We start from the raw sequence: 26,267 nt of genomic DNA on the forward strand, positions 1-26,267 counted from the left end.
ACAACGACGAGATTGGACGGACTCCCGAGGGCATGGGTACCAACGACGAGATCGGCAGGGACACCGGACAGGCGCCGTGGCGGGACCCCGCCGTCCCCGCGGAGGACCGGGTCGCAGACCTCGTCTCCCGCATGACGCTGGAGGAGAAGGTCGCCCAGCTGTACGGCGTCTGGGTGGGCATCGACGAGACCGAGGGCGAGGTGGCCCCGCACCAGCACGACATGGCCGCGGCGCCGGTGGACTGGAGCGAGCTGATCCGCAGCGGGCTGGGGCAGCTGACCCGGCCGTTCGGGACCGCGCCCGTCGACCCGTTCGTGGGGGCCAAGGGCCTGGCGGAGAGCCAGCGGCAGATCGTGGCGGCCGGCCGCTTCGGGATCCCCGCGCTGGTGCACGAGGAGTGCCTCACGGGTCTCGCGGCGTGGACGGCGACCGTCTTCCCCTCGCCGCTGTGCTGGGCGGCCAGCTTCGACCCGGACCTGGTGGAGCGGATGGGCGCGCTCATCGGGGAGGGCATGCGCCGGCTCGGCGTCCACCAGGGGCTCGCCCCGGTCCTCGACGTCGCCCGCGACCTGCGCTGGGGACGGGTCGAGGAGACCATGGGCGAGGACCCGCACCTCGTGGGCACGATCGGCAGCGCCTACGTCCGCGGCCTGGAGTCCAGCGGCGTCGTGGCGACCCTCAAGCACTTCGTCGGCTACTCCGGCTCCCGGGCGGGGCGCAACCTCGCGCCGGTCTCGGCCGGCCCCCGGGAGATCGCCGACGTGTTCCTCCCACCGTTCGAGATGGCCCTGCGGGCGGGTGCCCGGTCGGTGATGAACTCCTACACCGACATCGACGGCGTGCCCGCCGCGGCGGACCCGGCGCTGCTCACGTCCCTGTTGCGGGAGACCTACGGGTTCACCGGCACGGTCGTCGCCGACTACTTCTCGATCGCCTTCCTCCAGACCCTGCACGGCGTGGCGGCCTCGCCGGCGGAGGCGGCCGCGCGTGCCCTGGAGGCGGGGATCGACGTGGAGCTGCCGACCGTGAACTGCTACGGCCGGCCGCTGGTCGAGGCGGTGCGCGGCGGAGCCGTGGACGAGGGCCTGGTGGACCGGGCGCTGCGCCGGGTGCTGCTGCAGAAGTGCGAGCTCGGCCTGCTCGACGCCGACTGGTCCCCGGACTCGCCGGCGGTCCTGGACGGAGCGGTGAGCCTGGACTCCGAGGAGTCCCGGGCCGTCGCCGGGGAGCTCGCCCGCCGCTCGGTCGTGCTGCTCGCCAACGACGGGACGCTGCCGCTGCGGCCCGGGCTGCGCCTGGCGGTGGTCGGTCCCCGCGCCGACACCGCCCAGGCGATGCTCGGCTGCTACTCGTTCCCGATGCACGTCGGCGTGCACCACCCGGACGTGCCCGTGGGCGTCGACATCCCGACGCTCGCCGACGCGCTGGAGGCGGCCCCGGAGGCGTTCGACGTCGTCGTCGCGGAGGGCTGCCCGGTGCTGGGTGGCGACGACGAGGGGATCGCGGCCGCCGCCCGAGCCGCGGCCGACGCCGACGTGTGCGTCGCCGTCCTCGGCGACAAGGCAGGCCTGTTCGGCAACGGCACCTCGGGGGAGGGCTGCGACGCTGTCGACCTGCGGCTGCCCGGCCGTCAGGAGGAGCTGCTCGAGGCACTGCTCGCGACGGGGAAGCCGGTCGTGCTGGTCCTGCTCGCCGGGCGCCCCTACGAGCTGTCGCGCCAGGTGGACCGGCTCGCCGCGGTGGTGTGCGGGTTCTTCCCGGGCGAGGAGGGCGGCCCGGCGGTGGCCGACGTCCTCAGCGGGCGGGTGTCCCCGTCCGGCCGGCTGCCGGTGAGCTTCCCGCGCGCGGGGAGCAGCCAGCCGGCGACCTATCTCGCGGCGCCGCTGGGCCGGCGCACCGACGTGAGCACGGTGGACCCGACCCCGCTGTTCCCCTTCGGCCACGGGCTGGGCTACGGCGCCGCCACCTGGGCCGGCGTCCGCCCGGTCGGCGGTCCGGAGTGGGACACCGACGGCACGGCCGAGCTGGAGGTCGAGCTCCGCAACGACACTGACCGCGAGGTGACCGAGGTCGTGCAGGTCTACCTGCACGACCCCGTGGCCGAGGTGGTCCGGCCGGTGCAGGCCCTCGTCGCCGCCCGGCGGGTCGACCTCGCGCCGGGGTCCACCGCGACCGTCCGGTTCAGCCTGCACGCCGACCTCACCTCCTTCACGGGGCGGGACGGCGCGCGGATCGTCGAGCCGGGTGAGGTGGAGCTGCGGGTGGGCGCCTCCAGCGCCGACGTGCGGGAGACGCTGAGGTTCACGCTCACCGGCGGCCGCCGCACGGTCGGGTTCGAGCGGGTGCTGCACCCCGGGACCGTCGTGGAGCCGGGAACGGCCACCGACTGATGCCGCACACCGACCTCCCGCTCGAGGAGCTCCGGCGCTACCGCCCGGACCTCCCGGCCCCGGACGACCTCTGGGACTTCTGGGAGACGACCCTGGCCGAGGCGGCCGAGCGCCCGCTGGACGTGTCCTGCACGCCGGTCGACACCGGGCTGGTGACCGTCGAGACCCAGGACGTGTCCTTCGCCGGCTCCGGCGGGTCCGAGGTCCGCGCCTGGCTGCACCTGCCTGCCCGCGCGCTGCGCGGCGACGGCGCGCTGCCCGGGGTCGTCCAGTTCCAGGGCTACAACGGCGGACGGGGTCTGCCGCACGAGCACGCGTTCTGGGCGTCGGCGGGCTTCGCCCAGCTGGTCGTGGACACGCGCGGGCAGGGCAGCGGCTGGTCGGTGGGGGACACCGGCGACCCGGTGGGCTCCGCCGCGGCGCAGCCCGGGTTCCTGACCCGGGGCGTGCTGGCGCCGGAGGACTACTACTACCGGCGCGTCTACACCGACGCCACGCGGGCCGTCGAGGTGCTGCGGGGCCACCCCGAGGTCGACGGCGACCGGGTCGCGGTCACCGGCACCAGCCAGGGCGGCGGCCTCGCCCTGGCCGTCTCCGCGCTGGCCGACGGGGTGCGGGCGGTCATGCCCGACGTGCCGTTCCTCTGCGACTTCCCGCGCGCCACGCGCGTCGCCCCCGGCGACCCGTACGGCGAGATCGTGCGGTACCTCAGGGCCCACCGCGACCGCGTGGACCGCGTCTTCCGGACGCTCTCGTACTTCGACGGCGCGGTCCTCGCCCGGCGGTCGTCGGCACCGGCACTGTTCTCCGTCGCCCTCATGGACGAGGTCTGCCCGCCGTCGACGGTCTTCGCGGCGTACCACGCGTACGCCGGACCCAAGGAGATCGAGGTCTACCCGTTCAACGACCACGAGGGCGGGGAGGCCTTCCAGCAGCGCGCGCAGCTGACCTGGCTGCGCAGCCGGCTCGAGGGGCGGGGCGCCTGATGCTGCACGCACGCCTCACCGTCGACCGGACGCGACCGGTGGGCCCGGTGTCCCGCCGCCTCTTCGGCGCCTTCGTCGAGCACATGGGACGCGGCGTGTACGGCGGCATCTACGAGCCGGGGCACCCGACGGCGGACGAGGACGGCTTCCGCCGCGACGTGATCGACCTCGTCAGGGAGATGGGGGTGACGACGGTCCGGTATCCCGGCGGGAACTTCGTCTCCGGGTTCCGGTGGGAGGACGGCGTCGGGCCCCGTGAGGACCGCCCCGTCCGGCTCAACCTCGCGTGGCACAGCACGGAGACCAACGAGGTCGGGCTGCACGAGTTCGCCTCGTGGCTGGAGGAGGTCGGCGCCGAGCTCATGCTCGCCCTGAACCTCGGCACCCGCGGCACCCTCGAGGCGCTCGACCTGCTCGAGTACGCGAACGTGCCCTCCGGCACGACGCTCGCGGAGCAGCGGATCCGGAACGGGCGCCGGCAGCCGTTCGACGTCCGGATGTGGTGCCTCGGGAACGAGATGGACGGTCCGTGGCAGCTCGGCCAGCGGTCCGCGGACGACTACGGGAAGCTCGCCGCCCGGACCGCGAAGGCCATGCGCCAGGTCGACCCCGACATCGAGCTGGTCGCCTGCGGCTCGTCGGGCGCGACCATGCCGACCTTCGGGGAGTGGGAGCGCACCGTCCTCACCCACGCCTACGACGACGTGGACTTCATCTCCTGCCACGCGTACTACGAGGAGAAGGACGGCGACCTCGGGTCCTTCCTCGCCTCTGCGACGGACATGGACCGGTTCATCGAGACGGTCGTCGCCACCGCCGACCACGTGAAGGCCGTCCGCAAGAGCCAGCGGACCATCGACATCTCCTTCGACGAGTGGAACGTCTGGTACGTGTCGAAGGTGCCGGCCGGCCTCGCCAGGCGCATCGACGACTGGCCCCTCGCGCCGGCCATCAGCGAGGAGCCCTACACCGTGGCCGACGGCGTCGTCGTGGGGAGCCTGCTGATGTCGCTGATCCGGCACGCGGACCGGGTCACGAGCGCCTCGATGGCCCAGCTCGTCAACGTGATCGCCCCGATCGCGGCCGAGCCGCAGGGACCGGCGTGGCGGAGGTCGACCTTCTTCCCGTTCGCGACCACCGCGCGCCTGGCGCGCGGCGTCTCCCTCCGGGTGGGCGTCGAGTGCCCCGGCTACGACACCGCCGAGTACGGCGAGGTGCCCGTCGTCGACGCCGCCGCCACGGCCGACGACGGCGTGGCCGCGCTCTTCCTCGTGAACCGCTCGCAGACGGAGGAGGCGGAGGTCTCCGTCGACCTCGCACCGCTGGGCGTGAGCACCGTCGAGGAGGCACTGACGCTCTCCGACCCGGACCCGCACGCGGCCAACACCAGTGACCGGCAGGACCGGGTCCGGCTGCAGCCGAACGCCCGAACGGCTTTGATCGAGGGCGGGCTCCGGATGAGCCTGCCGCCGGTCTCCTGGACAGCCGTCTCCCTCCGCTGACCGCAGATCCCGACTCCACCCCCGCACCGCACCGCACCCGAGAGGAACCCCCCATGTCGACACCTCAGCCCACCCGCGAGGACAAGTTCTCCTTCGGCCTCTGGACGGTCGGCTGGCCGGCGCGCGACCCGTTCGGCGAGGCCACCCGCCCCGATCTCGACCCGGTCGAGAGCGTGCACCGGCTCGCCGAGCTCGGCGCCTACGGCGTCACCTTCCACGACGACGACCTGATCCCGTTCGGCAGCGACGACACCGCCCGCACCCAGCGGATCGACGCGTTCAAGAAGGCGCTGGCCGACACCGGCCTGGTCGTGCCGATGGTGACCACCAACCTGTTCACCCACCCGGTGTTCAAGGAGGGCGGGCTCACCGCCAACGACCGCGGCGTCCGCCGGTTCGCGCTGCGCAAGGTCATGCGCAACATGGACCTCGCCGCCGAGCTCGGCGCGCAGACCTACGTGCTGTGGGGTGGCCGCGAGGGCGCCGAGGTCGACAGCGCCAAGGACCTCAAGGCCGCGCTCGACCGCTACCGCGAGGGCCTCGACACCCTGGCGCAGTACTCCGAGGACCGCGGCTACGGCCTGCGCTTCGCCCTGGAGCCCAAGCCCAACGAGCCGCGCGGCGACATCTTCCTGCCGACCATCGGCCACGCGATCGCCTTCATCCACACCCTCGAGCACGCCGACCTGGTGGGCGTGAACCCCGAGGTCGGGCACGAGCAGATGGCCGGCCTCAACTACACGCACGGCATCGCCCAGGCGCTGTGGCAGGGCAAGCTCTTCCACATCGACCTCAACGGGCAGAAGGGCCCGCGCTACGACCAGGACTTCGTCTTCGGTCACGGCGACCTGCTGTCGGCGTTCGCCACCGTCGACCTGCTGGAGAACGGCTTCCCGTCCGGCGGCGCCCGCTACGAGGGCCCCCGCCACTTCGACTACAAGCCGCTGCGCACCGAGGACGTGAAGGGCGTCTGGGAGTCGGCCGAGGCCAACATGCGCACCTACCTGCTGCTCAAGGAGCGGGCCGCCGCGTTCCGCGCCGACCCGGAGGTGCAGGAGGCCCTCGCCGACGCCGCCGTGCCCGAGCTCGCCCAGCCGACCCTCGGCGACGGCGAGTCCTACGAGCAGCTGCTGGCCGACCGCTCGGCGTTCGAGGACTTCGACGCCGCGGCCGCCGGCGGCCGCCGCGGTGGCCAGGTCCGCCTGTCCCAGCTGGCCCTCGAGCACCTGCTCGGCGCCCGCTGATGGCACTGGTCGCGGGGGTCGACACCTCGACCCAGGCCTGCAAGGTCGTCGTCCGGGACGCGGCGTCCGGTGCCCTCGTGCGCGAGGGCCGGGCGCCGCACCCCGACGGCACCGAGGTGGCCCCCGCGGCCTGGGCGGCCGCCCTGGAGCAGGCGGTGGCGCAGGCCGGCGGGCTCGACGACGTCGCCGCCGTCGCCGTGGGCGGCCAGCAGCACGGCATGGTCTGCCTCGACGAGGACGGCCGGGTCGTGCGCGACGCCCTGCTCTGGAACGACACCCGCTCCGCAGGCGCGGCCGCCGACCTCACCCGCGAGCTCGGCGGCCCGCAGGCATGGGCCGACGCCGTCGGCCTGGTGCCGGTGGCGTCGTTCACCGTCACCAAGCTGCGCTGGCTGGCCGAGCACGAGCCCGACAACGCGAAGCGCACGGCCGCGGTGTGCCTGCCGCACGACTGGCTGACCTGGGTCCTGGCCGGGGAGCCGGGCCTTGACTCGCTGGTCACCGACCGCGGCGACGCCAGCGGCACCGGGTACTGGTCGGCGGCGACGGGGGAGTACCGCCCCGACCTGCTGCAGCGCGCCTTCGGCAGCACGCCGGTGCTGCCGCGGGTGCTCGGCCCGGCCGAGGCCGCCGGGGCGGTGGCGTGGGGCGGCACCAGCGGCGCCGTCCTCGGCCCCGGCACCGGCGACAACGCCGCCGCGGCGCTGGGCCTGGCCGCCGAGCCCGGCGACGTCGTCTGCTCGATCGGCACCTCCGGCGTCGTGTCGATCGTCTCCACCACCCCGGCCGCCGACCCCAGCGGCGCCGTCGCCGGGTTCGCCGACGCCACCGGCAACTACCTGCCGCTGGTGGCCACGCTCAACGCCGCCCGCGTCCTCGACGCCACCGCGCGGCTGCTCGGCGTCGGCCACGACGAGCTGTCCCGGCTGGCGCTGTCGGCCCCGGCCGGCGCCGGCGGCCTGGTCCTCGTGCCCTACCTGGAGGGCGAGCGCACGCCGGACCGTCCCGACTCCACCGGCGCGCTGCACGGGCTGACGCTGGCCACCTCCACCCCCGCCTCGCTCGCCCGCGCCGCCGTCGAGGGGCTGCTGTGCGGCCTCGCCGACGGCCTCGACGCCGTCCGCGCCACCGGCGCGGAGGTGCGCCGGGTGTTCCTCGTCGGCGGCGGCGCCCGCTCGGAGGCGGTCCGCCGGATCGCCCCCGCCGTCCTCGGCGTGCCGGTGCTCGTGCCGCCGCCGGGGGAGTACGTGGCCGACGGCGCCGCCCGCCAGGCCGCCTGGGTGTTGTCCGGCGCGGACACCGCACCCGAGTGGCCGCGGCCGGGCACCGAGGTGCACGAGGCCGACCCGACCCCCGCCGTCCGCGAGCGCTACGCCGAGGTCCGCGACCTCACCGCGAACCGGACCTGACCTGACCCACCCCCGCACCACCGGCACCGTCGCCGTACCCCCGAGGAGCACCCCCATGGCCACTGTCACCTACGACTCCGCGACCCGTGTCTACCCCGGCGCCGAGCGGCCCGCCGTCGACGCGCTGGACCTGCAGGTCGAGGACGGCGAGTTCCTCGTCCTCGTCGGCCCGTCCGGGTGCGGCAAGTCCACCTCGCTGCGGATGCTCGCCGGCCTCGAGGACGTCGACGGCGGCCGCATCCTCATCGGCGACCGCGACGTCACCGACCTGCCGGCCAAGGACCGCGACATCGCGATGGTGTTCCAGAACTACGCGCTGTACCCGCACATGACCGTCGCCGACAACATGGCCTTCGCGCTCAAGATGGCCAAGGTCGGCAAGGCCGAGATCGGCGAGCGGGTGCGCGAGGCGGCGAAGCTGCTCGACCTCGAGCAGTACCTCGACCGCAAGCCCAAGGCCCTCTCCGGCGGGCAGCGGCAGCGCGTGGCCATGGGCCGGGCGATCGTCCGCCAGCCGCAGGTCTTCCTGATGGACGAGCCGCTGTCCAACCTCGACGCCAAGCTCCGCGTGCAGACCCGCACCCAGATCGCCGCGCTGCAGCGGCGCCTGGGCATCACCACCGTCTACGTCACCCACGACCAGGTCGAGGCCATGACGATGGGCGACCGGGTCGCCGTCCTCAAGGACGGGCTGCTCATGCAGGCAGGCCGGCCGCGGGACCTCTACGACCGGCCCCGCAACGTCTTCGTCGCGGGCTTCCTCGGGTCGCCGGCGATGAACCTCGTCGAGCTGCCGGTGACCGACGGCGGCGTCCGGTTCGGCGACACCGTGCACCCGGTCGAGCGCGAGGTGCTCGGCCGCGCGGCCGCCGACCGGGTGGTGCTCGGCGTCCGCCCCGAGGACCTCGAGGTCGGCGAGCACGGCATCCCGGTGGAGGTCGACGTCGTCGAGGAGCTCGGCGCCGACGCCTACGTGTACGGCCATGCCCTCCTGGAGGGGGCCGACCTCGACGGGACCCGGCACACCGTGACCGTCCGGGTCGACGGCCGCCGCCCGCCGGTCAAGGGCGACCGGGTGCACGTCACGCCGCGCGCCGGCCACGTGCACCTGTTCTCCACCGTCGACGGCGAGCGGCTCGGGTGAGCCTCCCGCCCACCGGCGAGCAGCACGTCCTCCGCCGCGGCGACGCCGAGGCCGTCGTCGTCGAGGTCGGCGGCGGCCTGCGCACCTACCGGGCCGGCGGCCGCGACGTCGTCGACGGCTACGACACCGCCGAGATGGCCGCCGACGTGCGCGGGCACGTGCTCGCGCCCTGGCCCAACCGGCTGCGCGACGGCGTCTGGTCCTGGGACGGCGTCCGGCACGTCACCCCGGTGACCGAGCCCGAGCGGGGGACGGCGATCCACGGGCTGGTGCGGCACGTGCCCTGGCGGGTGCTCGAGCGGGCCGAGGACCGCGTCGTCCTCGGCCACCTGCTGCACCCGCAGCCGGGGTACCCCTTCAGCCTGCGGCTGCAGGTGGCGTGGGAGCTCACCGACGACGGTCTGCGGGTGACCACCACCGCCACCAACGAGGGCGCCACCGACCTGCCCTACGGCGAGGGGCACCACCCCTACCTCGCCGTAGGCCCGGGGCTGCTCGTCGACGACTGCACGCTCACCCTGCCCGCGGCCACCCGGCTGCTGACCGACGACCGGCTGCTGCCGGTCGGCCGCGAGCCGGTGGAGGGGACGCCGTTCGACCTGCGGGGAGGCCGGCGGGTCGGCGACCTGGTGGTCGACGACTGCTTCACCGACCTCGCCCGCGACGCCGACGGCCTCGCCGAGGTGCGGCTGGTCCGCCCCGACGGCAGCGGCGCCGCGGTCTGGATGGACGCCTCCTACGGGCACCTGCAGGTGTTCACCGGCGACGTCGTCGAGCCGCCGTCGCGCCGCCGGCACGGGCTCGCCGTCGAGCCGATGACGTGCCCGCCGGACGCGTTCCGCACCGGCGAGGCCGTGCGGCGGCTGGCGCCGGGGGAGTCCACGACCGGCACCTGGGGCATCCGCCCGCTCTGACCGCCGGAGCGGGGGTCAGGCGGTCAGGGCGAGGCAGATCCAGCACAGCGGGTCGCCGGCGTCGTCCCGGTCCTCGGGCCAGGACCACACCGCCGGGTCGAGCAGCGTCACCGGCGCCAGGCACACCGACCGGCCGACCAGCAGCCCGTCGCCGCCCACCGCGTGCAGGCGGCCCACCGGCAGGTCCAGCGACTCCCCGCCGCACTCGAGGGGGCGCACGTCGTCCGCGCCCATCGTCCAGTGCTCGCGGCGCCGCGTGTCCGCGCTCACCGCAGCACGAGGCGCTCGCCGGCGGGCATCCGGCGGGCGAGGTCGGCGAGCAGCGCACGGGCGTCGTCAGCCACGGTCGCCGTGTCGAGCCGCACGACGACCTGCCGGTGGCCCAGCCGCCGGAGCCCGGTCACGGTCCGGCACAGCGCCTCGGCGCCGATCCGGTCGAGACGGCCGCGGACGCTGATGACGCCGGTGGTCCGGTCGGTGCGCGCGGTGGACAGCGGGGGCAGCGGACGGGCGCCGTCCTCGGGCTCCCGCTGGATCGCGGGCGGTCCCGAGGGGGCACGCCGTCGTCGGGCGGCGGTGCGGCGGTGGGCCTCTTCTCGACTCACCCCCTCACCGTGACGAATCCGTCCGGAATCCCCAGGGCCCTAGGTCCCGGGGACGGCCCGGTCCACCGCGGGCCGACACGCAAGGAGTGCGGCCCGTCACGGTCCGCACGTCCCCGTCGAGGAAGCGGGGCCACCGGTGCCCGGCACTCCGCGCATTCCCGTTATCCCCAACCACTTGGCAATGGCAGGTCCGGGCGCGGACGGGGAAGGCACGGGGGGCGCCGACGGGTGCGGTCACCGGCGGCGGGGAGGTGGCGCGGGGTACCTAGACTCGACCGGGCACCCCTGATCCGGGAGCCGGTACCGACCGAGGAGGGTGCACGTGGCCGTACGGGCCATCCGGGGCGCGACGCAGGTGGACGCCGACGAGCGCGAGCAGGTCCTCGAGGCCACCCGGGAGCTGGTGAGCACCGTGGTCGAGCGCAACGGCCTCCACCACGACGACATCATCAGCATCCTGTTCACCGCCACCCCGGACCTGGTCTCGGAGTTCCCGGCGCTGGCCGCCCGCGAGCTCGGGATGGGCGACGTGCCGCTGATGTGCGCCACGGAGATCGGCGTGGAGCACGCACTGCCGCGGGTGCTGCGGCTCATGGCGCACGTGGAGACCGAGCGGCCGCGGGAGGACATCCAGCACGTGTACCTGCGGGGTGCCGTGGCGCTGCGACGGGACATCGCGCAGTGAGCGAGCGCCGGCGAGCGGACACCACTGCGCGGGGTGACGGCGCAGTGAGCGCGCGGTTCCGTGGCCAGGTGACCCTCGACGGGCCGTCGGGCACGGGCAAGTCCAGCGTCGCGCGAGCGGCGGCGACCCGGCTGGGCGCGGCCTACCTCGACACCGGTGCGATGTACCGGGCCGCGACCGTGGCCGTCCTCGACGCCGGCGTCGACCCCGGGGACGCCGGGGCGGTGGCCCGCGTGGTGGCCGGCGCGCGCATCGAGGTGGGGACGGCGGCCGACACCGAGCGGGTCGAGGTCGACGGCACCGACGTCGCGGTGCGGATCCGCGGCGCCGAGGTGACCCGCAACGTCTCGGCGGTCTCGGCGGTGCCCGCGGTGCGCCGGCAGCTGGTCGACCAGCAGCGCGCCCTGGTGGCCGCCGCCGACGCCGTCGTCGTCGAGGGCCGCGACATCGGCACCGTGGTGCTGCCCGACGCGACGGTGAAGGTCTACCTGACCGCCGCGCCCGAGGCGCGCGCGCAGCGGCGGGCCGCCCAGCTGGGCCTGAGCACCGCGGCCGAGGTCGCGGCGCTCGCCGCCGACATGCGCCGCCGGGACGAGTACGACAGCAGCCGCGCGGACAGCCCGCTGCGGCCGGCCGCCGACGCGGTGGTCGTGGACAGCACCGACCTGGACCGGGAGGCCGTCGTCGACCGCATCGTCGACCTGGCGCTCTCGGCGGTCGGGGCAGGGGAGAGGGCATGAGCGAGGAGGGCACCGGCGGTCCGCTGCCGGTGGTGGCGATCGTCGGCCGGCCCAACGTGGGCAAGTCGACGCTGGTGAACCGGTTCCTGGGCCGGCGCGCGGCGGTGGTGCAGGACGTGCCGGGCGTGACCCGCGACCGGATCTCCTACGAGGCGCTGTGGAACGGGCGGCGGTTCACCGTCACCGACACCGGCGGCTGGGACCCGAAGGCCGAGGGGCTGGGCGCGTCGATCAGCCGGCAGGCCGAGTTCGCGATGCGCACCGCCGACGTCATCGTGTTCGTCGTCGACAGCCGGGTGGGCGCCACCGACACCGACCTGGCCGCCGCGCGCATCCTGCGCCGCAGCGACCGGCCGGTGATCGTCGTCGCGAACAAGATCGACGACGAGCGCAGCGAGGCCAACGCCGCCGAGCTGTGGTCGCTGGGGCTGGGGGAGCCGCAGCCGGTGAGCGCGCTGCACGGGCGGGGCAGCGGTGACCTGCTCGACCTGGTGCTCGACGCGCTGCCCGAGGCGCCGCGGGAGCAGCCCGAGGAGGGCGGCCCGCGCCGCGTGGCGCTGGTCGGGCGGCCCAACGTGGGCAAGTCCAGCCTGCTCAACCGGCTGGCCAAGGAGGAGCGCTCGGTCGTCGACTCGGTGGCCGGCACCACCGTCGACCCGGTCGACTCGATCATCACCCTCGGCGGCGAGGAGTGGCGGTTCGTCGACACCGCGGGCCTGCGCCGCAAGGTGTCGACGGCGAGCGGCACGGAGTACTACGCGAGCCTGCGCACCGAGGCCGCGATCCAGGCCGCCGAGGTCGCCGTCGTCCTGCTCGCCGCCGACGAGGTGATCAGCGAGCAGGACCAGCGGGTGATCACCCAGGTGATCGAGGCCGGCCGCGCGCTGGTCATCGCGTTCAACAAGTGGGACACCCTCGACGAGGACCGGCACGCCCAGCTGGAGCGCGAGGTCGAGCGCGACCTCGCGCGCGTCCGGTGGGCCAGCCGGGTCAACATCTCCGCGGCCACCGGCCGGGGGATCGGCAAGCTGCCGGACCACCTGCGCGCCGCGCTCGCCTCGTGGGAGACCCGGGTGCCGACGGCGGAGCTCAACGCCTACGTGCGGCAGCTGGTGCAGGAGACGCCGCCGCCGGCCCGCGGCGGGCGCGCCCCGAAGATCAAGTACGTGACGCAGGCCGACGTCCGGCCGCCGCGGTTCGTCGTCTTCTCGACCGGGTTCCTCGAGGCCGGCTACCGCCGGTTCCTCGAGCGCAAGCTGCGCGAGCGGTTCGGCTTCGGCGGCACGCCGCTGGACATCTCGGTCAAGGTCCGCGAGGGCCGGGGGAACGACCGGCGCGGCTGAGGTCAGCCCGCCGGGGCCGGGTCGTCGTCGAAGCGCAGCGGCTCGGTCCGGCGGGGCATGGCCAGCACCGCCAGCGCGATGACGACGGCGGTCACGGCGGTCGCGACGAACACGCCGTGCGAGGCCGCGTGCAGGCTCTCCCGCGCGAACTCCGCGACGGCGCCGCCCTGCGACAGCGCCGCGGTGGTGCTGTCGACGTCGGTGGGGACCGCGCCGTCCAGGCCCGGCGGTGGTGAGGCGAACCGGGCGGCCAGCGTGGTGTTCGCAATCGCGCCGAACACCGCCGCGCCGACCGCCGACCCCATCGACCGGGCGAACATGTTGGTGGCGGTGACGACGCCGCGCCGGTCCCAGCCGACCACCGACTGCACCGCGACGATCAGCGGCGACGACGACAGCCCGAGGCCCGCGCCGGTGACGAACATCCACGCGCCGACCTGCCACAGCCGGGCGTCGGCGCCGAGCAGCGCCGTCCCGACGGTCCCGGCGACGGCGAGCGCGACGCCGATCAGCGCGGTGTTGCGGAAGCCGATCCGCAGGTAGAGCCGGCCGGCGAGGCTCGCCGCGATCGGCCAGCCGAGGGTCAGCGCGGCGAGGGCGAAGCCGGCCTCGAGCGCACCGGCGCCGAGGACGCCCTGCGCCCAGGTCGGCAGGTAGGAGCTCAGCCCGATCAGCAGCGCGCCGAGGCCGAGGGCGGCCACGTTGCCGGACAGCAGGATCCGGCGGCGCAGCACCCACGGCGGCAGCACCGGCTCCGCGGCCCGCCGCTCGACGACCGCGAAGGCCGCGAGCAGGACGACCGCCGTCGCGAGGACCGCGATCGACGTCCCCGACGTCCAGGCCCACGCGCTGCCGCCCTGCAGCAGCCCGAGGATCAGCAGCGCGAACCCGGCCGACAGCAGCACGGCTCCGGCGACGTCGAAGCGGTGCTCGCGGCGCTCGACGCGCTCGCTCCACCGGCGCAGCAGCGCGACGAACGCCAGCGCGCCCAGCGGCAGGTTGACCAGGAAGATCCAGCGCCAGGACAGGTAGTCGCTGAAGACGCCGCCGAGCGTGGGCCCGAGCACCGACGAGACGCCCCACACCGAGGCGAGGTAGCCCTGGACCCGGGCGCGCTCCTCGACGGTGTAGATGTCGCCGATGACGGTCATGCCGATCGGCTGGATGGCGCCGGCGCCGATGCCCTGCAGCGCCCGCCCGACGATCAGCGCCGGCATCGACCAGGCCAGGCCGCAGAACAGCGAGGCGGCGACGAACACCGCGATGCCGAACAGCAGCACCGGCTTGCGCCCGAGGACGTCGGCGAGCTTGCCGTAGACCGGCACGGTCACCGCCTGGGTCAGCAGGTAGACGCTGAACAGCCAGGGGAACTGGCTGAACCCGCCGAGGTCGTCGACGACGGCGGGGACGGCGGTGGCGATGATCGTGCTGTCGAGGGCGATCAGCGCGGTGCTGAGCATGACCGCCCCGAGCACGGGGCCGCGCTCGGAACGGAGCCCGACCGAGGCCCGGGTCACGGTTGTCACGGTCAACCACCAACGCCGGCCGTCGTCGCGCATTCCCGACACCGCTTCGGCCGCACGCCCGAGCAGGGCGCGGACACGGTGCTGTGGCCGGCGACCGCCCCGGAGACGGCGACCGTGACGGGCAAGCTGTTCGCGCGGCGCCGGGAGCTGCCCACGCCCGGACAGGGCAGCGACCCCGACGTCCGGCGCCGGCTGTGGGAGGCCGGCGAACGACTCACCGCGGCACGCGGCCGACCACCGGGCGGAGCGGGGGAGCAGGTGCGGTAACCTGCTCTACGCAGCGATCGGGCGGCGCGAGCCGCCCGGCGCTCGGGCTGTAGCGCAGCTTGGTAGCGCACTTGACTGGGGGTCAAGGGGTCGCAGGTTCAAATCCTGTCAGCCCGACAGCGACACCGCAGGTCAGAGGCGGGTCACCCGACGAGGGTGGCCCGCCTCTCGCGTCAGTACAGCAACGCGTACAGCAACGCGGCGCTCGATACAGCAGCGGTCACCAGCGGAGTGCCTGCTCGAGCCGGTCGGCGGCCTCGCGCTGCTGGGCGGGGCCGACGTGGCTGTAGATGTCGGCAGTGATCGCATAGGACGAGTGACCGAGGTGCTCCTGGACCACCTTGGTGTGGGTTCCGGCCGCCAGCAGGAAGCTGGCCGCGGAGTGCCGGAGGGTGTGCAGGGTGATGCCGCGGAGGCTGGCGCGCGCGGCGAGGACTTCGAAGCGCCGTAGGACGTTGCGGGGTTCGAGCGGTGTGCCGATCTCGGTTGTGAAGACCAGGCCGTGGTCCTGCCAGGCTCCGACAGCCGTGCGCTGTTCCTCCAGTTGCCGGGTTCGGTGCACCTGGAGCGTCTCGATGGCCGAGCGGGGGAGTGGCACGGTCCGGCGGGACTTGTCGGTCTTGGGCTCGTCGAGCCGCAGCCCCTGAGAGGTCCGGGCGAGGGTCCAGCGGACCCGCAGTAGCCCGGAGTCGAGGTCCACGTCGGACCAGTGAAGGGCCGGCGCCTCTCCGCGGCGCAGCCCGGTGGCCAGCATGAGCCGGAACAGGCTCTCCAACCGGTCGCCACGGATCGCGTGTAGGAGTGCATGCGCCTGCTCCGTGGGCAGGTGCGGCCCGTCCTTGCGCTCGACGCCGGGCCGCTTGACGGCGGCCGCGGGGTTGTTGCGGATCAGCCCGTCGCGAGCGGCGACGTCGAGCGCCGCCCGCAGGACGGTGTAGATCGTCCGCACCGTTGATGCAGCCAGGCCGGCGTCCCGCTTGGTGACGATGAGCGCTTCGACGTCTGAGGGACGCAGCCGGCCGAGGGAAATCGTCCCGACCGTGGGCGCGAGGTGGGTGCGGGCGAGGGTGGCGTAGAGGTCCTTGGTTGCCTGCTTGCGGTCGCTGGCGGCAAGCGACTTGGTGATCCAGTCCTCAAGCCATGCGGCCACCGTCATGGAGGCGTCTTTGACCGGTGCTCCGGACTCGATCCGCTCGCGGACCTCGCGGAGCTTGGCCCGGACCTCGGCCTGCGTCTTCCCGTGGACCGTCCGACGTTTCAGGGTGCCGTGGTCGTCTCGGTAGCTGAGTTCTGCCGACCAGGTGCCGTCCTTCCGCCGGAAGATCGACCCCTCGCCGTTCGCGCGTCTTGCCACGTCGACTCCTCCGGCGATGTCGGCCTACCCGGGCACTCGCTCCCTGCCGGCGACCTGCGGTCCCGAGACCAGCTGGGCGACGTCACCACGGGTGCGCCTGGTGCAGCCGCCGGCGGGACAAACCGGTGGATGGCGGCGGCGTTGTCCCCAGCCGAGAGGCGGGACGGCTATCGGGCGTGTATGCGGCGTGGGCTGGCGTCGATCCGACGTCGCGGAGAGCCTGCTGCATGGCGCTCGGCCGTCGGTGCCGGCGCGGCGTTCGCGGACGTCTCCAGGCAGCGGACGTAGCGCTCGAGCTCGGTGCGGGGGAGTCGGCAACTGCGGCCGATGTGCACCGGGCGTAGGTCGCCGGCCTTCATGAGCGCGTAGATGGTCGTCCGACCGATGCGGAGGACCGTCGCTGCCTCCTCGGGGGTCAGCAGCAGGGGATTGCTGGCCAGCAGGTCGTGAAGGCGCTCCGGGTCGCCCATGTCATCTCCTCCGCATTTCCACTCCGCCCGCCGACGCCCGACTGCGGCCATTCGCGCACGGCGGCTGATGCGGTGCGTCCGTCGACGATGGGGGAACGGTCTCGGGTGCTCCTCCAGTGCATCTGCGACCAGGCATGCGCTGTCGACACGGCGGGGGGCTCGGGGCTGCGACTGTTCTCCAGGTCCCGGAGCCTCAACTGGAGGAGAGCTGGAGAGGGCCGCTCAGGACACGTTCCCGAGGCGGTCTGCAGAACGGCGCCTGCAGTAGACCTCCGGTACGCCCGTTGTCCCAGGCGCACACGTCAGCGGGACGGGTGTCGGGGACCCCAGGTCATGCGGTGCTCGTCGGCAGCTCGGAGGCGGACGTAGGGCCGGCGGTTGTAGGCGTCGAGGACGGCGTCGAGAGCAACGGACAGCCCGGAGAGGTCGCGGTCGTAGATCCGCCCGTCATCAATCTGCTGAGCCAGCTCCTGTAGCGCCTGGGGCCAGTCTCGGCGAGTGAGCGGCTGCCGCATCGGGACCTCCACGCGCCGCTCGACGACATGGACTGCGCTGAGGCCGGAGGCCGCGGCCCGTGATTGCTCCCAGGCGCGTTGCCGGCATGCCGGTGAGCACCAGGTGGGGATGCGCCCGCGGGCCTTCGGCTGGATCGGTCCGCCGCACCATCCGCAGGTCGTCGCTGCTCGGCGGCGATCACTCGGATCGGCCGCAACGGAAGTCGCCTCTGCGCGTCCGGCATCGACGCTGGGCGCAGGCTTCGGAGACGCCGCTGTCCGTGGCTGCTGATTGGGCTCTCGCTGTTCCCTCCGCCTCCTGGCCATGGCGGCCATCCTAATCATCACGACGAAAGCCGCGGCCGACAATGCAAGAGGTGTGTGGCACTTGATCTTGGCCATCTCCGGTGGCGATGAGAGCAGGATGACCTGGTGGAGCAGAGCACCAGGATCGACGTCGAGGCGCCGGTCGAGCAGGTCTGGAAGGTGCTGAGCGAGGTCGAGTTGTGGCCGGAGTGGGCGCCGACGGTGACCTCCGTTCGACGCTTGGACGACGGGCCACTCACCGTCGGGTCCCGGGTTCGGGTGGAGCAGCCCCGGATCCCTTCGACCGAGTACGTGGTCACGGAGCTCGAGCCGAGCCGCTCGTTCACCTGGGTGGCCACCGGTCCGGGCGTCCGCACCACCGCTCGGCACCTGCTCGAGGATCTCGGCGTCGGCGGCACGCGCGTCACCCTGGCGGTGGAGCAGGCCGGGCCCGTGGGCGTGGTGATGGGACGGTTCTACCGCCGGCTGACCGATCGCTACCTCATCGCCGAGGCCGAGGGGATCAAGGCCAGGAGCGAACGACAGGTGTGAAGCTAGGCCATGCGCGAGTCAGCCGCGGTGGCTGGAGACCGTCCCTGAAGGCGGCTTTAGGGACGTGGGCGCTCGTCCGGTGAGCTGTCGGGCCGAGGCCCGTACCAGATTGCTGCGCCGGCGCGAGTGCCCCGCAGTTGCGGATGGATACCGTCCCGTCCGTGGAAGCCCCTACTGCGCTACCCCGCTTCGTTGTTGTCGTTCGCTGCCAGTCCGCCGTGCGACTGGACGAGGATCAGACGTTCACAGTGTCGGTCGCGACCGCCTTCGGTGAGGGTGTCGTAGCAATTCGAACCTTTTATGAGGATCTCGGAGACCGTGGCTCGGTTCCGCGCCATCTCTGGTGCGAGGTTTCGATGCCTGCGCCAACGATTGAAGACGCGATGCAACACGGACCCCAAGTTACGAGCATAATATTGCAGATGCTGTCCTTGGCGGCCAATGCTGCCATGGATTACTTGCAGCTTGAGTTGGTATTCGATGCGACTCCGGCCGTGCAAGAGCACCAGCTCTGGCAACAACTTTTCGACCGGGAGGTCGGCATACCCCGCGTCATGCGCCGCCCGAACGGCGAGCACTTCGACGCGATCCTCAGGGCGGTTCATCGAATAAATGATCCCGCGCGCATGCTGAGAGCCGTTGGGCAATACATCGAGACGCTTCGATACATGCGTCCCGGCATGGAGATAATGGCAATAGCGCATGCCTGGATGGCTATGGAGGCTCTCACCCCGATCGCGCGGGCGCGAGAGGTCGCGCGTGCAGGCTCGAGAGATGACCTGCTCGCCGAGTGGGGCATAGAGCTGAAGCAACTGGATTCCGAGGTTCGTAGACGGGTTCTCTGCCGAGGAGACGCGGAAGCGTACGCAGAAGCGCGTGAGGCCAGTGATGGCTTGGAGCACGGCTATCTGGACATGGTGAAGATTCGCCAACTCTCAGGTACTCATTATCGGACCATCGCCGCTTATCTTCGTGAGGCGATACTGCAACTCCTGGGCGTGGAGGAGTCTTTTGCTGAGGAGATGGGGTCAGGCGATTCCGCGTCGCCACTTGCTTGCGCTCCCCTGTCGCGATACGTAACCGCGGTCATGGTCGGGGGAGTCGACCACTTGACTCATCCCTTGCGTCAATATCCTCAGTTCTCACTCGATTCGTCGACCATCCAAAGTGCTGTTAGGAGGGAGGATGGATCGCTCGAGATCACCCCGTCAGACACCATCAGTTGGGAGATGGGCGACGGAGTGGAGGTGAAGGACGTTCAGGTTCAGTGGTGGGGCCCTTGACAAGCTTCGGCTAACGGCGCAGCCGCCCAATGCAATCGAGAAACGTCCGGACAACTCGATCACGTGAAGCGGGCGTAGTCGGACATAACGAGGACTTGGGGCAGGGCCAACCGAGGGACGCTCCGACGGAGTATGGCTGGACGGATGTCCCAAAGTCGGCCGCTCAGGGACACCAGCGCCTGGCTCGTCTGGAGGGCGCCTATGTGACGTGCCCTAAGGGCTCGGTCGCTGCTGTTCGCCTGCCGGAGGCCAGGCATGCGATCGGCTGCTGGAGCACGTTCGTGCTCGAGCCCGGTGAGCACGACCCGTCCGCGTCGTTGCTCACCGCCGCGATGTGGGCCGGGGCAGGGCTGCCGGCCGGGAGACGTCGTCCCGGTGACGAGGTCGCCGTCGACGCGCTGCTGGACCCAGGCGTCGCGGTGGCCCTAGCCAGGCCTCCGGGCAGTCCGGGTCCTCACCGCGGGAGGCGCGTGCTCAGCCGGGCCGGTCGGTCGCGGCCTCCTGGATCGAGGCCCAGACCCGCTCCGGTGTCAGGGGGAGGTCCCGTATCACTACGCCGGTGGCGTCCGTGACTGCCGCGGCGAGGGCCCCGGCCGTGCACAGCAGCGCGCCTTCGCTGATTCCCTTCGACCCGTAGGGCCCTGGACCGTCGTGGTTCTCGACGGCGGCGCTCACCAGCTCCACCGGGACGTCCTTGAACGTGGGAATGCGGTAGTCCAGGGCGCCGAGGTTGCGGATTCGTCCGTGCTCGTCGAGCAGCAGTTGCTCCATCTGGCTGTGGCCCAGTCCCATGATCGCGGCGCCTTCGTCCTGGGAGACCACCTGCAGCGGGTTGAGCTCCGTGCCGACGTCGCTCACCGTCACGTGCCTGGTGAGGAGCAGCTCTCCTGTCTCCCGGTCCACCTCCACCTCGATGGCGGTGGCGTTGAACTCGTAGAAGGCGGCGTCGCCGCCGAGCGGGTGCTTGCTCTTGCCGCGCAGCCGCCGGGTGCCCTGGCCGATGAACTCCCCGCGCAGCGGGCCCAGTGCCTGCCGGGCCGCCTCGGGCAGGCTCAGCTCGCCGTCGGGAGTGACCAGCACGCCGGGACGCTCGGACAACTCGTCGGCGGGGACGTCCTTCGACTCGGCGTAGAGCTCCAGCACCCGCCGGCGCACGTCCTGGCAGGCCTCGAGTACGGCCGAGCCCATGAACACCGTCGACCGGCTCGCCGAGGTCTGGAGGTCGAAGGGCACGGTGCCGGTGTCGCCGCTGACCACTGAGACGTGGTCGAGCGCCACCCCGAGCTCGTCCGCGAGGATCTGCTGCCACAGCGTCCGGGCGCCCTGGCCCATGTCGGAGGTGCCCGCGTAGACGATCGCGCTGCCGTCGGCCAGCAGCCGCACGAGACTCTGCGACAGCCCCGAGGTGGCGCCCGGCTTGATGCCCACCGCGATGCCACGGCCCCTGTTGGGGAGGAGCGGCGTCCCCCAGTCGATCAGCTCGGCGGCCTTCTCCAGGCTCTCGTGCCACCTGCCGTCGGCCGCGGCCTCGGACTCGCCGCGCACGAAAGCCTCGCCCTGGGCGACCAGGTTCCGCCGACGGATCTCCAGGCCGTCCAAGCCCAGCTCCCTCGCGCCCGCGTCGAGCTGCGACTCGATCGCCCACGCGACCTGCGGGCTGCCGAAGCCGCGGAAGGCGGTGCTGGGCGTCGTGTTGGTCATGACGGCGCGGGCGTCGATCCGCACACCGGGGATGCGGTAGGGCCCGGCCGCGACGTAGCTGCCCTTGCCCATGACTCGTGGGGCCACGTCGGCGTAGGCGCCGATCTGGAAGTCGGCCCACACCTGGTGGAACGTGAGCGCGCCGTCGGACGTGAAGCCGGTCCGGGCGGCTATCCGGCAGCCGGCACGCCGCATGCTCTGGAAGGTCTCCTCCAGGGACAGCACGATCCGGCAGGTCCGCCGGGTCCGGAGCGCGAGGAAGGCGATCAGCGGCTCGATCTTGGGGTTCTGCTTGCCCCCGAAGCCTCCGCCGGGGTCGGGCGCGAAGACCCGCACCTGGTTGAGGGGCAGTCCGATGACCGAGGCGATCGTGCGCTGCAGCACGAAGGGGTGCTGCACGGGTGAGTAGACGTCGAGGCCGCCCTGGTCCGTCGGGACGACGACGGTGCCGCCGGGCTCGATCGGGAAGTGCGTGACCATCGGGAACGTGTAGGTGTTCTCGACCACGACGTCCGTGCGCGCCTCCTCTGTCTCGAGGTCGCCCCAGGCGTAGTGCGCGTCCTCGAGCACGTTGGTGCCGGCGAGGGCGTGTCCCGGCCGGATCGAGGGGTCCTGGACGAGCTGCGCACCCGGGTCGAGGGCGGCCTCGAGGGTGTAGACGCCCGGCAGCTCCCGGTAGTCGACGACGACGGCGCGCGCGGCGGCCTGGGCCGCATCGAGGGTCTCGGCGACCACCGCCGCCACGGGCTCGCCGTGGTAGTTGACCCGGCCGTCGGCCAGCACCGGACGGTCGGTGTGGGAGACGCCGAACCGCGGCATGGGGGCGGGCAGGTCCGCCGGGGTCACCACGTCGACGACGCCGGGGATCGCTCGGGCGGCCGTCGCGTCGATGCGGAGCACGTCCGCGCTGCCCACTGGCAGCGTCACGACCGCGACCTGCAGCGCCCCGGGGAAGCGCAGGTCGGCGAGGAACCGCTGGGCGCCCGAGGTCCGCGCGTCCCCGCCGTAGCGCAACACGGGCCGGCCGACCTGCCCGCCCGGATGCAGATCCGCCGGGATGCCCAGGTCGTCGCGCTGCTCGATCGCGCGCTCCGGCGCGGTGGTCACTGCGCCGCTCCTCGCCGGACGGCGGTCGCCTGCACCGCGCGCACGATGCGCTGGTAACCGGCGCAGCGGCACAGGTTGCCCGACAGGGCCTCGCGGATCTCGGTCTCGTCGGGCGCCGGGTTGGTCCGCAGCAGGTACTCCGCGGAGACGACCTGGCCCGGGATGCAGAAGCCGCACTGGACCGCGCCCGCGTTGAGGAACTCCTCCTGCAGGTCGGTGAGGCCGTCGGCGGACAGCCCCTCGACGGTCGTGACCTCGTGGCCCTCGGCCTCGACGCAGAGGACGAGGCAGGAGTTGACCGCCTTGCCGTCGAGCAGCACGGTGCACGCGCCGCACTCGCCCTCGGCGCAGCAGCTCTTGGTCCCCGGCAGCCCGACCTCGTCGCGGAGGCCGTCCAGCAGGGTGCGGTGGGCGGGGACGGCGACGGTGCGCTCGCTGCCGTTCACGGTCAGCGTGACCGGCTGCAACTCGTCGTCCACGAGGTGGTCGTTGACGCTCATGAGGCCATCTCCCTGGGGTTGCGTCGGCTGGCGGCGGCGTGCACCGCACGGGCGGCGAGGACGCGGAGCGTGGCGAGGCGGTACTCGCGGCTGCCCCGGACGTCGGAGATCGGAGTCGCGGCCGACAGCAGCTGGTCGAGGGCCGCGCCCAGGGCGCCCTCGTCGGCCAGGTCGACCGGTCCGGGCACCTCGGCGCGCAGCGGCCGTGGCCCGACAGCCCCCATCCCGACGACCAGCCCGCCGTCGGAGCGCACCCCCGCGGCCACGCTGACCGTGGCGAGGTCGACGCCGCGCCGCCGGGTGAGGCGGCGGAAGGCCGACCCCGAGCCTGGCGAGGGGTGGGGGAGATCGATGCGCGTCACCAGCTCGCCGGGCCCGCAGAGGGTGCGCCGTGGCCCCAGGAAGAACTCGTCGAGCGACGCGGTGCGCTCGCCGTCCAGCGACGCGATGGTGACCCGCGCGTCGTGCACGAGCAGCGGGGGAGCGGTGTCAGCTGCGGGCGACGCGTTGCAGGAGTTGGCGACCAGGCTCGCCCGGTTGCGGATGGCCACGGACCCCACCGTGAGGGCCGCCTCGACCAGCGCCGGGTACCAGTCCTGGGCCACCGGATGCGCGACGAGCTCGCCGAGCGTGCACGTGGCGCCGATCCGCACGCCGTCGTCCGTGGCGATGATCGGCTCGGGCAGGTCGGTGACCGCCTTGAGGTCCACGAGCAGGTCCGGCTCGACGGTGTGGTGCCGGAGCCCGACCAGCAGGTCGGTGCCGCCGACGAGCGGCCGTGCGCGCTCGCCGCCGTCGGCCAGTGCGGTCAGCGCGTCGGCCGTGGTGGTCGGCCGGTAGTACCTCGGCATCCTCGCCGTCCTTCCGGGGTGACTGGTCAGGGATGACTGATGGTGGAGACTGGGCTGGGACCGAGTGCGGCGCATGCCCGCTTGGTCACCTCGGCGATCTCCCCGATGGCGTCGATTCGACGGAGCAGGCCCGCGGCGGCGTAGAAGGCGGTGAGCGGCGCCGTGAGGTCCCGGTACACCTGCAGACGGCGGCGGACCGTCTCGGGCTTGTCGTCCTCGCGCGCGACCCACTCGCCGTCGACCAGCAGCCGGCGACCGGAGAGGCGGCGGACGACCTCCTCTTCGTCGACGACGAGCTCCAGGACGATGTCGAGCCGCTGGCCCCGCTCGGCCAACGCCTCGTCCAGGCGCTCCGCCTGCGGGATGGAGCGCGGGAAGCCGTCGAGGAGGAAACCTCCGGTGGCGTCGGTCTCGGCCAGTCGAGCCAGCACCATGGCGACGGTGATCTCGTCCGGCACCAGGTCCCCGGCATCCATGAAGGCCTTGGCCTGCCGGCCGAGATCGGTGCCGTTGCTGACGTTGGCCCGGAAGATGTCCCCGGTGGAGATGGCCGGGACACCGAGTCTCCCGGCGATGATCTGGGCCTGGGTTCCCTTGCCCGCACCCGGCGGGCCCAGCAGGACGACGCGCATCAGGACCTCATTCCGTGGGCGGGCCGCTGGGCAGCACGCCCGAGCCGATGACGTAGGTGCGGGCGTTGGTGAACTCGATCGCGCCTGCCTCGCCGAGTTCTCGGCCGTAGCCGCTGCGCTTCGTGCCGCCGAACGGCAGGCGGGGGTCGGACGCGACGACGGCGTTGACGAACAGCGCGCCGGAGGTGATGCGCCGTCCCACGGACAGTGCGCGCTCGGTGTCCGTGCTCCAGACGCTGGCCGCCAGCCCGTAGCGGGTGGTGTTGGCGATGCGGGCTGCCTCGTCGTCGTCGGCGACCGCGACGACCGCGGCCACCGGTCCGAAGGTCTCCTCGGCCATCACGGGCATCTCCGGCGTGACGTCGGCGAGGACGGTCGGTGGGAACCAGGCGCCCGGTCGGTCGAGCCGCTCACCACCGGTCAGCAGCGTGGCCCCGGCGTCCACCGACTCGCGGACCTGCCGCTCCAGCCCGTCGACCAGGTCCGCTCGCGCCATGGGGCCGATGGTCGTGGTCGGGTCGGTGGGCGGTCCGACGGTCAGCTCGGTCGCCGCCTCGGCGAACCGGCGGCTGAATTCGGCGGCGACCCCATGGTGGACGACGAACCGCTTGGCGGCCAGGCAGCTCTGCCCACCGTTGATGAAGCGGCTCTTGACCGCGGCGGCGACGGCGAGGTCGAGGTCGGCGTCGTCGAGGACGACGAAGGGGTCGGAGCCGCCGAGTTCCAGCAGGCTCTTCTTGATCGCCCGGCCGGCGGCGGCAGCGACGGCCGAGCCGGCCCGCTCGCTGCCGGTGAGGCTGACCGCGGCGATCCGGTCGTCCTCGATCAGCGCCTGGCTGACCGCGGGGACGTCCTCCTCGGCGACGACGATGCTGCGGAACACGTTCTCGGGGAGGCCGGCGTCCCGGAAGGCGCGTTCGATGGCGAGCGCGCAGCCGGTGACGTTGGGGGAGTGCTTCAGGATCGCCGTGTTGCCCGCCAGCAGGGTCGGCGCGGCGAAGCGGAGCACCTGCCAGAAGGGGAAGTTCCAGGGCATGACGGCCAGGACCACGCCCAGGGGCTCGTGCGCGACCCAGCTGCGCTGGTCGCCGGTGTCGACCTCGACTGGAGCCAGCGCAGCGGGTCCGTGGTCGGCGTAGTAGTCGCACGCCGTGGCCGACTTCTCCACTTCGGCGCGCGCCTCGGCGATCGGCTTGCCCATCTCGGCGGTCATGAGGGCGGCGAGCTCCTCGACGTCCTTGCGCAGCTGAGCGCCGATCGCACGGATGATCTCGGCTCTCTGTTCCACCGGGGTCGCGGCCCAGGAGGCTTGCGTCTCAGCCACCGAGCCGAGGACGGCGAGGACCTCGTCGACGTCGGAGCCGGGGTAGCTCGTCAGTGGCTCGCCGGTGGCCGGGTCGACCGTGGTGACGGTGGAAGGCATGTGCAGCTCCTAGCTGGTCGTGGGTCAGCGGCGGTTGTCGAGCCGGCCGATGGCTCAGCCGAGGACGAGCACGTCGGTGAGGACGGAGGCCGTCAGTCGATCGGCGTCAGGGGCGTTCGATGGCGAAGGCGCTGACCCGCAGCGACCTGTCGGGAAGGACGGCGTACTCCAGGCCACCCACCCACGGCGGCTCCCCGGGGTCGTCGCCGAGGTGGGCCAGCGCGCAGGCGCGCAGCACGGGGGAGTGCGTCACCGCGACGGTGAGCCCACCGGTGGGGCCGCCTGGGTCGGCCAGGCTGCCGGCGAACGCGTCGATGCGGCGGGCGAGAGTCGTCGCGTCGTCACCGGGGACGTTCGGTAGCCGCAGCCACCAGCCGATCCGGTCGGGGTGGTCGAAGAACCCGGAGAAGAACAGGTTCGACGCCGCCTGGTCCTCGGTCATGCCGGGAACCTGCTCGGCGAGGGCACCGGCGCTGCTCACCATGTCGACCCGTTCGCCTGCCACGTAGATGTCGGGATTGCGCAGCGCGAAGGCCACGCGAGGTCCCTCGACCTCCGCCCCCTCGCTCCGCGCCCCCTCGGCCACGGCCTCGGCGGTCTGCCGGGTACGCAACGTCCCGCCGGTCAGGACACGGAAAGCCGGCCTCTCCTTGCCGAGGTCACGGCCGACCTGCCGGGCGATCTCCACCCCGTTGTCCGTGAGCGGGACGTCCCCCCGGTGCGAAGCGATCTCGCTGTGGGGGGGGGGGGGGGGGGGGGGGGGGGGGGGGGCGGGGGGGGGGGGGGGGGGGGGGGGGCTTGGGTTTTTTTTTTTTTTTTATTCGTTGTTGCCGCCATAT

The 26,267-nt window shown here is 73.1% G+C and carries 23 protein-coding genes and 1 tRNA gene; 13 read left to right on the top strand and 11 right to left on the bottom strand.

All coding sequences use genetic code 11. From position 1 onward, the window contains the following. Positions 1 to 32: 32 nt before the first annotated feature. From ACI796_RS12130 to ACI796_RS12160, 7 genes are read left to right on the top strand one after another with little or no spacing between them, the layout of a single operon-like run. Positions 33 to 2,390: a beta-xylosidase/alpha-l-arabinosidase gene (locus tag ACI796_RS12130; RefSeq protein ID WP_456941485.1), complete on the top strand. Its 2,358-nt coding sequence runs from the start codon at positions 33 to 35 to the stop codon at positions 2,388 to 2,390. After that, the gene (locus ACI796_RS12135) at positions 2,390 to 3,376 is read left to right on the top strand and encodes an acetylxylan esterase (RefSeq protein ID WP_456941486.1); all 987 of its coding nucleotides are present in this window, start codon (positions 2,390 to 2,392) and stop codon (positions 3,374 to 3,376) included. Before ACI796_RS12130 ends, ACI796_RS12135 begins: the two co-directional genes overlap by 1 nt. Beyond that, a complete protein-coding gene (gene arfA / locus ACI796_RS12140; RefSeq protein ID WP_456941487.1) occupies positions 3,376 to 4,878 on the top strand; it encodes an arabinosylfuranosidase ArfA in 1,503 nt (500 codons plus the stop codon). The genes ACI796_RS12135 and arfA overlap by 1 nt, the downstream gene beginning before the upstream one ends. A gap of 53 nt (positions 4,879 to 4,931) precedes the next feature. Further along, entirely contained in the window at positions 4,932 to 6,122 is a 1,191-nt protein-coding gene (gene xylA / locus ACI796_RS12145; RefSeq protein WP_456941488.1) for a xylose isomerase, read from the top strand. Beyond that, a complete protein-coding gene (gene xylB, locus ACI796_RS12150; RefSeq protein ID WP_456941489.1) occupies positions 6,122 to 7,531 on the top strand; it encodes a xylulokinase in 1,410 nt (469 codons plus the stop codon). Before xylA ends, xylB begins: the two co-directional genes overlap by 1 nt. Positions 7,532 to 7,586: 55 nt before the next feature. Continuing rightward, on the top strand, positions 7,587 to 8,675 hold the full coding sequence (locus tag ACI796_RS12155) for an ABC transporter ATP-binding protein (protein ID WP_456941490.1): 1,089 nt from the start codon (positions 7,587 to 7,589) through the stop codon (positions 8,673 to 8,675). Next, the gene (locus ACI796_RS12160) at positions 8,672 to 9,589 is read left to right on the top strand and encodes an aldose 1-epimerase family protein (protein ID WP_456941491.1); all 918 of its coding nucleotides are present in this window, start codon (positions 8,672 to 8,674) and stop codon (positions 9,587 to 9,589) included. The genes ACI796_RS12155 and ACI796_RS12160 overlap by 4 nt, the downstream gene beginning before the upstream one ends. A gap of 15 nt (positions 9,590 to 9,604) precedes the next feature. Here ACI796_RS12160 and ACI796_RS12165 read toward each other — a convergent pair whose 3' ends face one another. Together ACI796_RS12165 and ACI796_RS12170 are read right to left on the bottom strand one after the other, a co-directional pair. Next, positions 9,605 to 9,859, bottom strand: coding sequence for a hypothetical protein (locus ACI796_RS12165; RefSeq protein WP_456941492.1), 255 nt, complete (start codon positions 9,857 to 9,859; stop codon positions 9,605 to 9,607). After that, on the bottom strand, positions 9,856 to 10,194 hold the full coding sequence (locus ACI796_RS12170) for a hypothetical protein (RefSeq protein WP_456941493.1): 339 nt from the start codon (positions 10,192 to 10,194) through the stop codon (positions 9,856 to 9,858). Before ACI796_RS12170 ends, ACI796_RS12165 begins: the two co-directional genes overlap by 4 nt. A gap of 322 nt (positions 10,195 to 10,516) precedes the next feature. On the opposite strand from ACI796_RS12170, the gene aroH reads away from it, so the two are divergent. From aroH to der, 3 genes are read left to right on the top strand one after another with little or no spacing between them, the layout of a single operon-like run. Beyond that, the gene (gene aroH, locus ACI796_RS12175) at positions 10,517 to 10,879 is read left to right on the top strand and encodes a chorismate mutase (protein ID WP_456941494.1); all 363 of its coding nucleotides are present in this window, start codon (positions 10,517 to 10,519) and stop codon (positions 10,877 to 10,879) included. A 44-nt stretch (positions 10,880 to 10,923) separates the two neighbouring features. After that, on the top strand, positions 10,924 to 11,619 hold the full coding sequence (gene cmk, locus ACI796_RS12180; RefSeq protein WP_456941495.1) for a (d)CMP kinase: 696 nt from the start codon (positions 10,924 to 10,926) through the stop codon (positions 11,617 to 11,619). Further along, the gene (gene der, locus ACI796_RS12185) at positions 11,616 to 12,962 is read left to right on the top strand and encodes a ribosome biogenesis GTPase Der (protein WP_456941496.1); all 1,347 of its coding nucleotides are present in this window, start codon (positions 11,616 to 11,618) and stop codon (positions 12,960 to 12,962) included. Before cmk ends, der begins: the two co-directional genes overlap by 4 nt. A gap of 2 nt (positions 12,963 to 12,964) precedes the next feature. Here the strand turns inward: der and ACI796_RS12190 are convergent, their stop codons facing one another. Then, positions 12,965 to 14,479, bottom strand: coding sequence for an MDR family MFS transporter (locus tag ACI796_RS12190; RefSeq protein ID WP_456941497.1), 1,515 nt, complete (start codon positions 14,477 to 14,479; stop codon positions 12,965 to 12,967). 319 nt (positions 14,480 to 14,798) lie between these two features. Between ACI796_RS12190 and ACI796_RS12195 the strand changes: the two genes are divergently transcribed. After that, positions 14,799 to 14,872, top strand: a tRNA-Pro gene (locus ACI796_RS12195). Between the two features lie 103 nt (positions 14,873 to 14,975). Here ACI796_RS12195 and ACI796_RS12200 read toward each other — a convergent pair. Both ACI796_RS12200 and ACI796_RS12205 read right to left on the bottom strand, forming a co-directional pair. After that, positions 14,976 to 16,109 (bottom strand): tyrosine-type recombinase/integrase, encoded by a 1,134-nt coding sequence (locus ACI796_RS12200; protein WP_456941498.1) that lies wholly within the window; start codon positions 16,107 to 16,109, stop codon positions 14,976 to 14,978. Between the two features lie 167 nt (positions 16,110 to 16,276). Further along, a complete protein-coding gene (locus tag ACI796_RS12205; RefSeq protein WP_456941499.1) occupies positions 16,277 to 16,579 on the bottom strand; it encodes a helix-turn-helix domain-containing protein in 303 nt (100 codons plus the stop codon). A gap of 926 nt (positions 16,580 to 17,505) precedes the next feature. On the opposite strand from ACI796_RS12205, the gene ACI796_RS12210 reads away from it, so the two are divergent. Further along, on the top strand, positions 17,506 to 17,931 hold the full coding sequence (locus ACI796_RS12210; protein WP_456941500.1) for an SRPBCC family protein: 426 nt from the start codon (positions 17,506 to 17,508) through the stop codon (positions 17,929 to 17,931). A gap of 161 nt (positions 17,932 to 18,092) precedes the next feature. Further along, positions 18,093 to 19,214 (top strand): hypothetical protein, encoded by a 1,122-nt coding sequence (locus tag ACI796_RS12215; RefSeq protein WP_456941501.1) that lies wholly within the window; start codon positions 18,093 to 18,095, stop codon positions 19,212 to 19,214. 474 nt (positions 19,215 to 19,688) lie between these two features. Here ACI796_RS12215 and ACI796_RS12220 read toward each other — a convergent pair whose 3' ends face one another. The 6 genes from ACI796_RS12220 to ACI796_RS12245 form a co-directional block, all read right to left on the bottom strand. Continuing rightward, positions 19,689 to 22,022 (bottom strand): xanthine dehydrogenase family protein molybdopterin-binding subunit, encoded by a 2,334-nt coding sequence (locus ACI796_RS12220; RefSeq protein ID WP_456941502.1) that lies wholly within the window; start codon positions 22,020 to 22,022, stop codon positions 19,689 to 19,691. Beyond that, complete coding sequence (locus tag ACI796_RS12225) at positions 22,019 to 22,522, bottom strand: (2Fe-2S)-binding protein (RefSeq protein WP_456941503.1); 504 nt, start codon at positions 22,520 to 22,522, stop codon at positions 22,019 to 22,021. The genes ACI796_RS12220 and ACI796_RS12225 overlap by 4 nt, the downstream gene beginning before the upstream one ends. Beyond that, positions 22,519 to 23,373, bottom strand: coding sequence for an FAD binding domain-containing protein (locus ACI796_RS12230; protein WP_456941504.1), 855 nt, complete (start codon positions 23,371 to 23,373; stop codon positions 22,519 to 22,521). The genes ACI796_RS12225 and ACI796_RS12230 overlap by 4 nt, the downstream gene beginning before the upstream one ends. A gap of 26 nt (positions 23,374 to 23,399) precedes the next feature. Beyond that, entirely contained in the window at positions 23,400 to 24,005 is a 606-nt protein-coding gene (locus ACI796_RS12235) for an adenylate kinase (RefSeq protein WP_456941505.1), read from the bottom strand. Positions 24,006 to 24,012: 7 nt separating this feature from the next. Continuing rightward, positions 24,013 to 25,428 (bottom strand): aldehyde dehydrogenase family protein, encoded by a 1,416-nt coding sequence (locus ACI796_RS12240; RefSeq protein WP_456941506.1) that lies wholly within the window; start codon positions 25,426 to 25,428, stop codon positions 24,013 to 24,015. Between the two features lie 106 nt (positions 25,429 to 25,534). Then, positions 25,535 to 26,158 carry a histidine phosphatase family protein gene (locus tag ACI796_RS12245; RefSeq protein WP_456941508.1) on the bottom strand — a complete coding sequence of 208 codons (624 nt, stop codon included), beginning with the start codon at positions 26,156 to 26,158 and terminating at the stop codon, positions 25,535 to 25,537. Positions 26,159 to 26,267: the final 109 nt, after the last annotated feature.

It is taken from the genome of Geodermatophilus sp. SYSU D00525 (genome assembly GCF_054050475.1).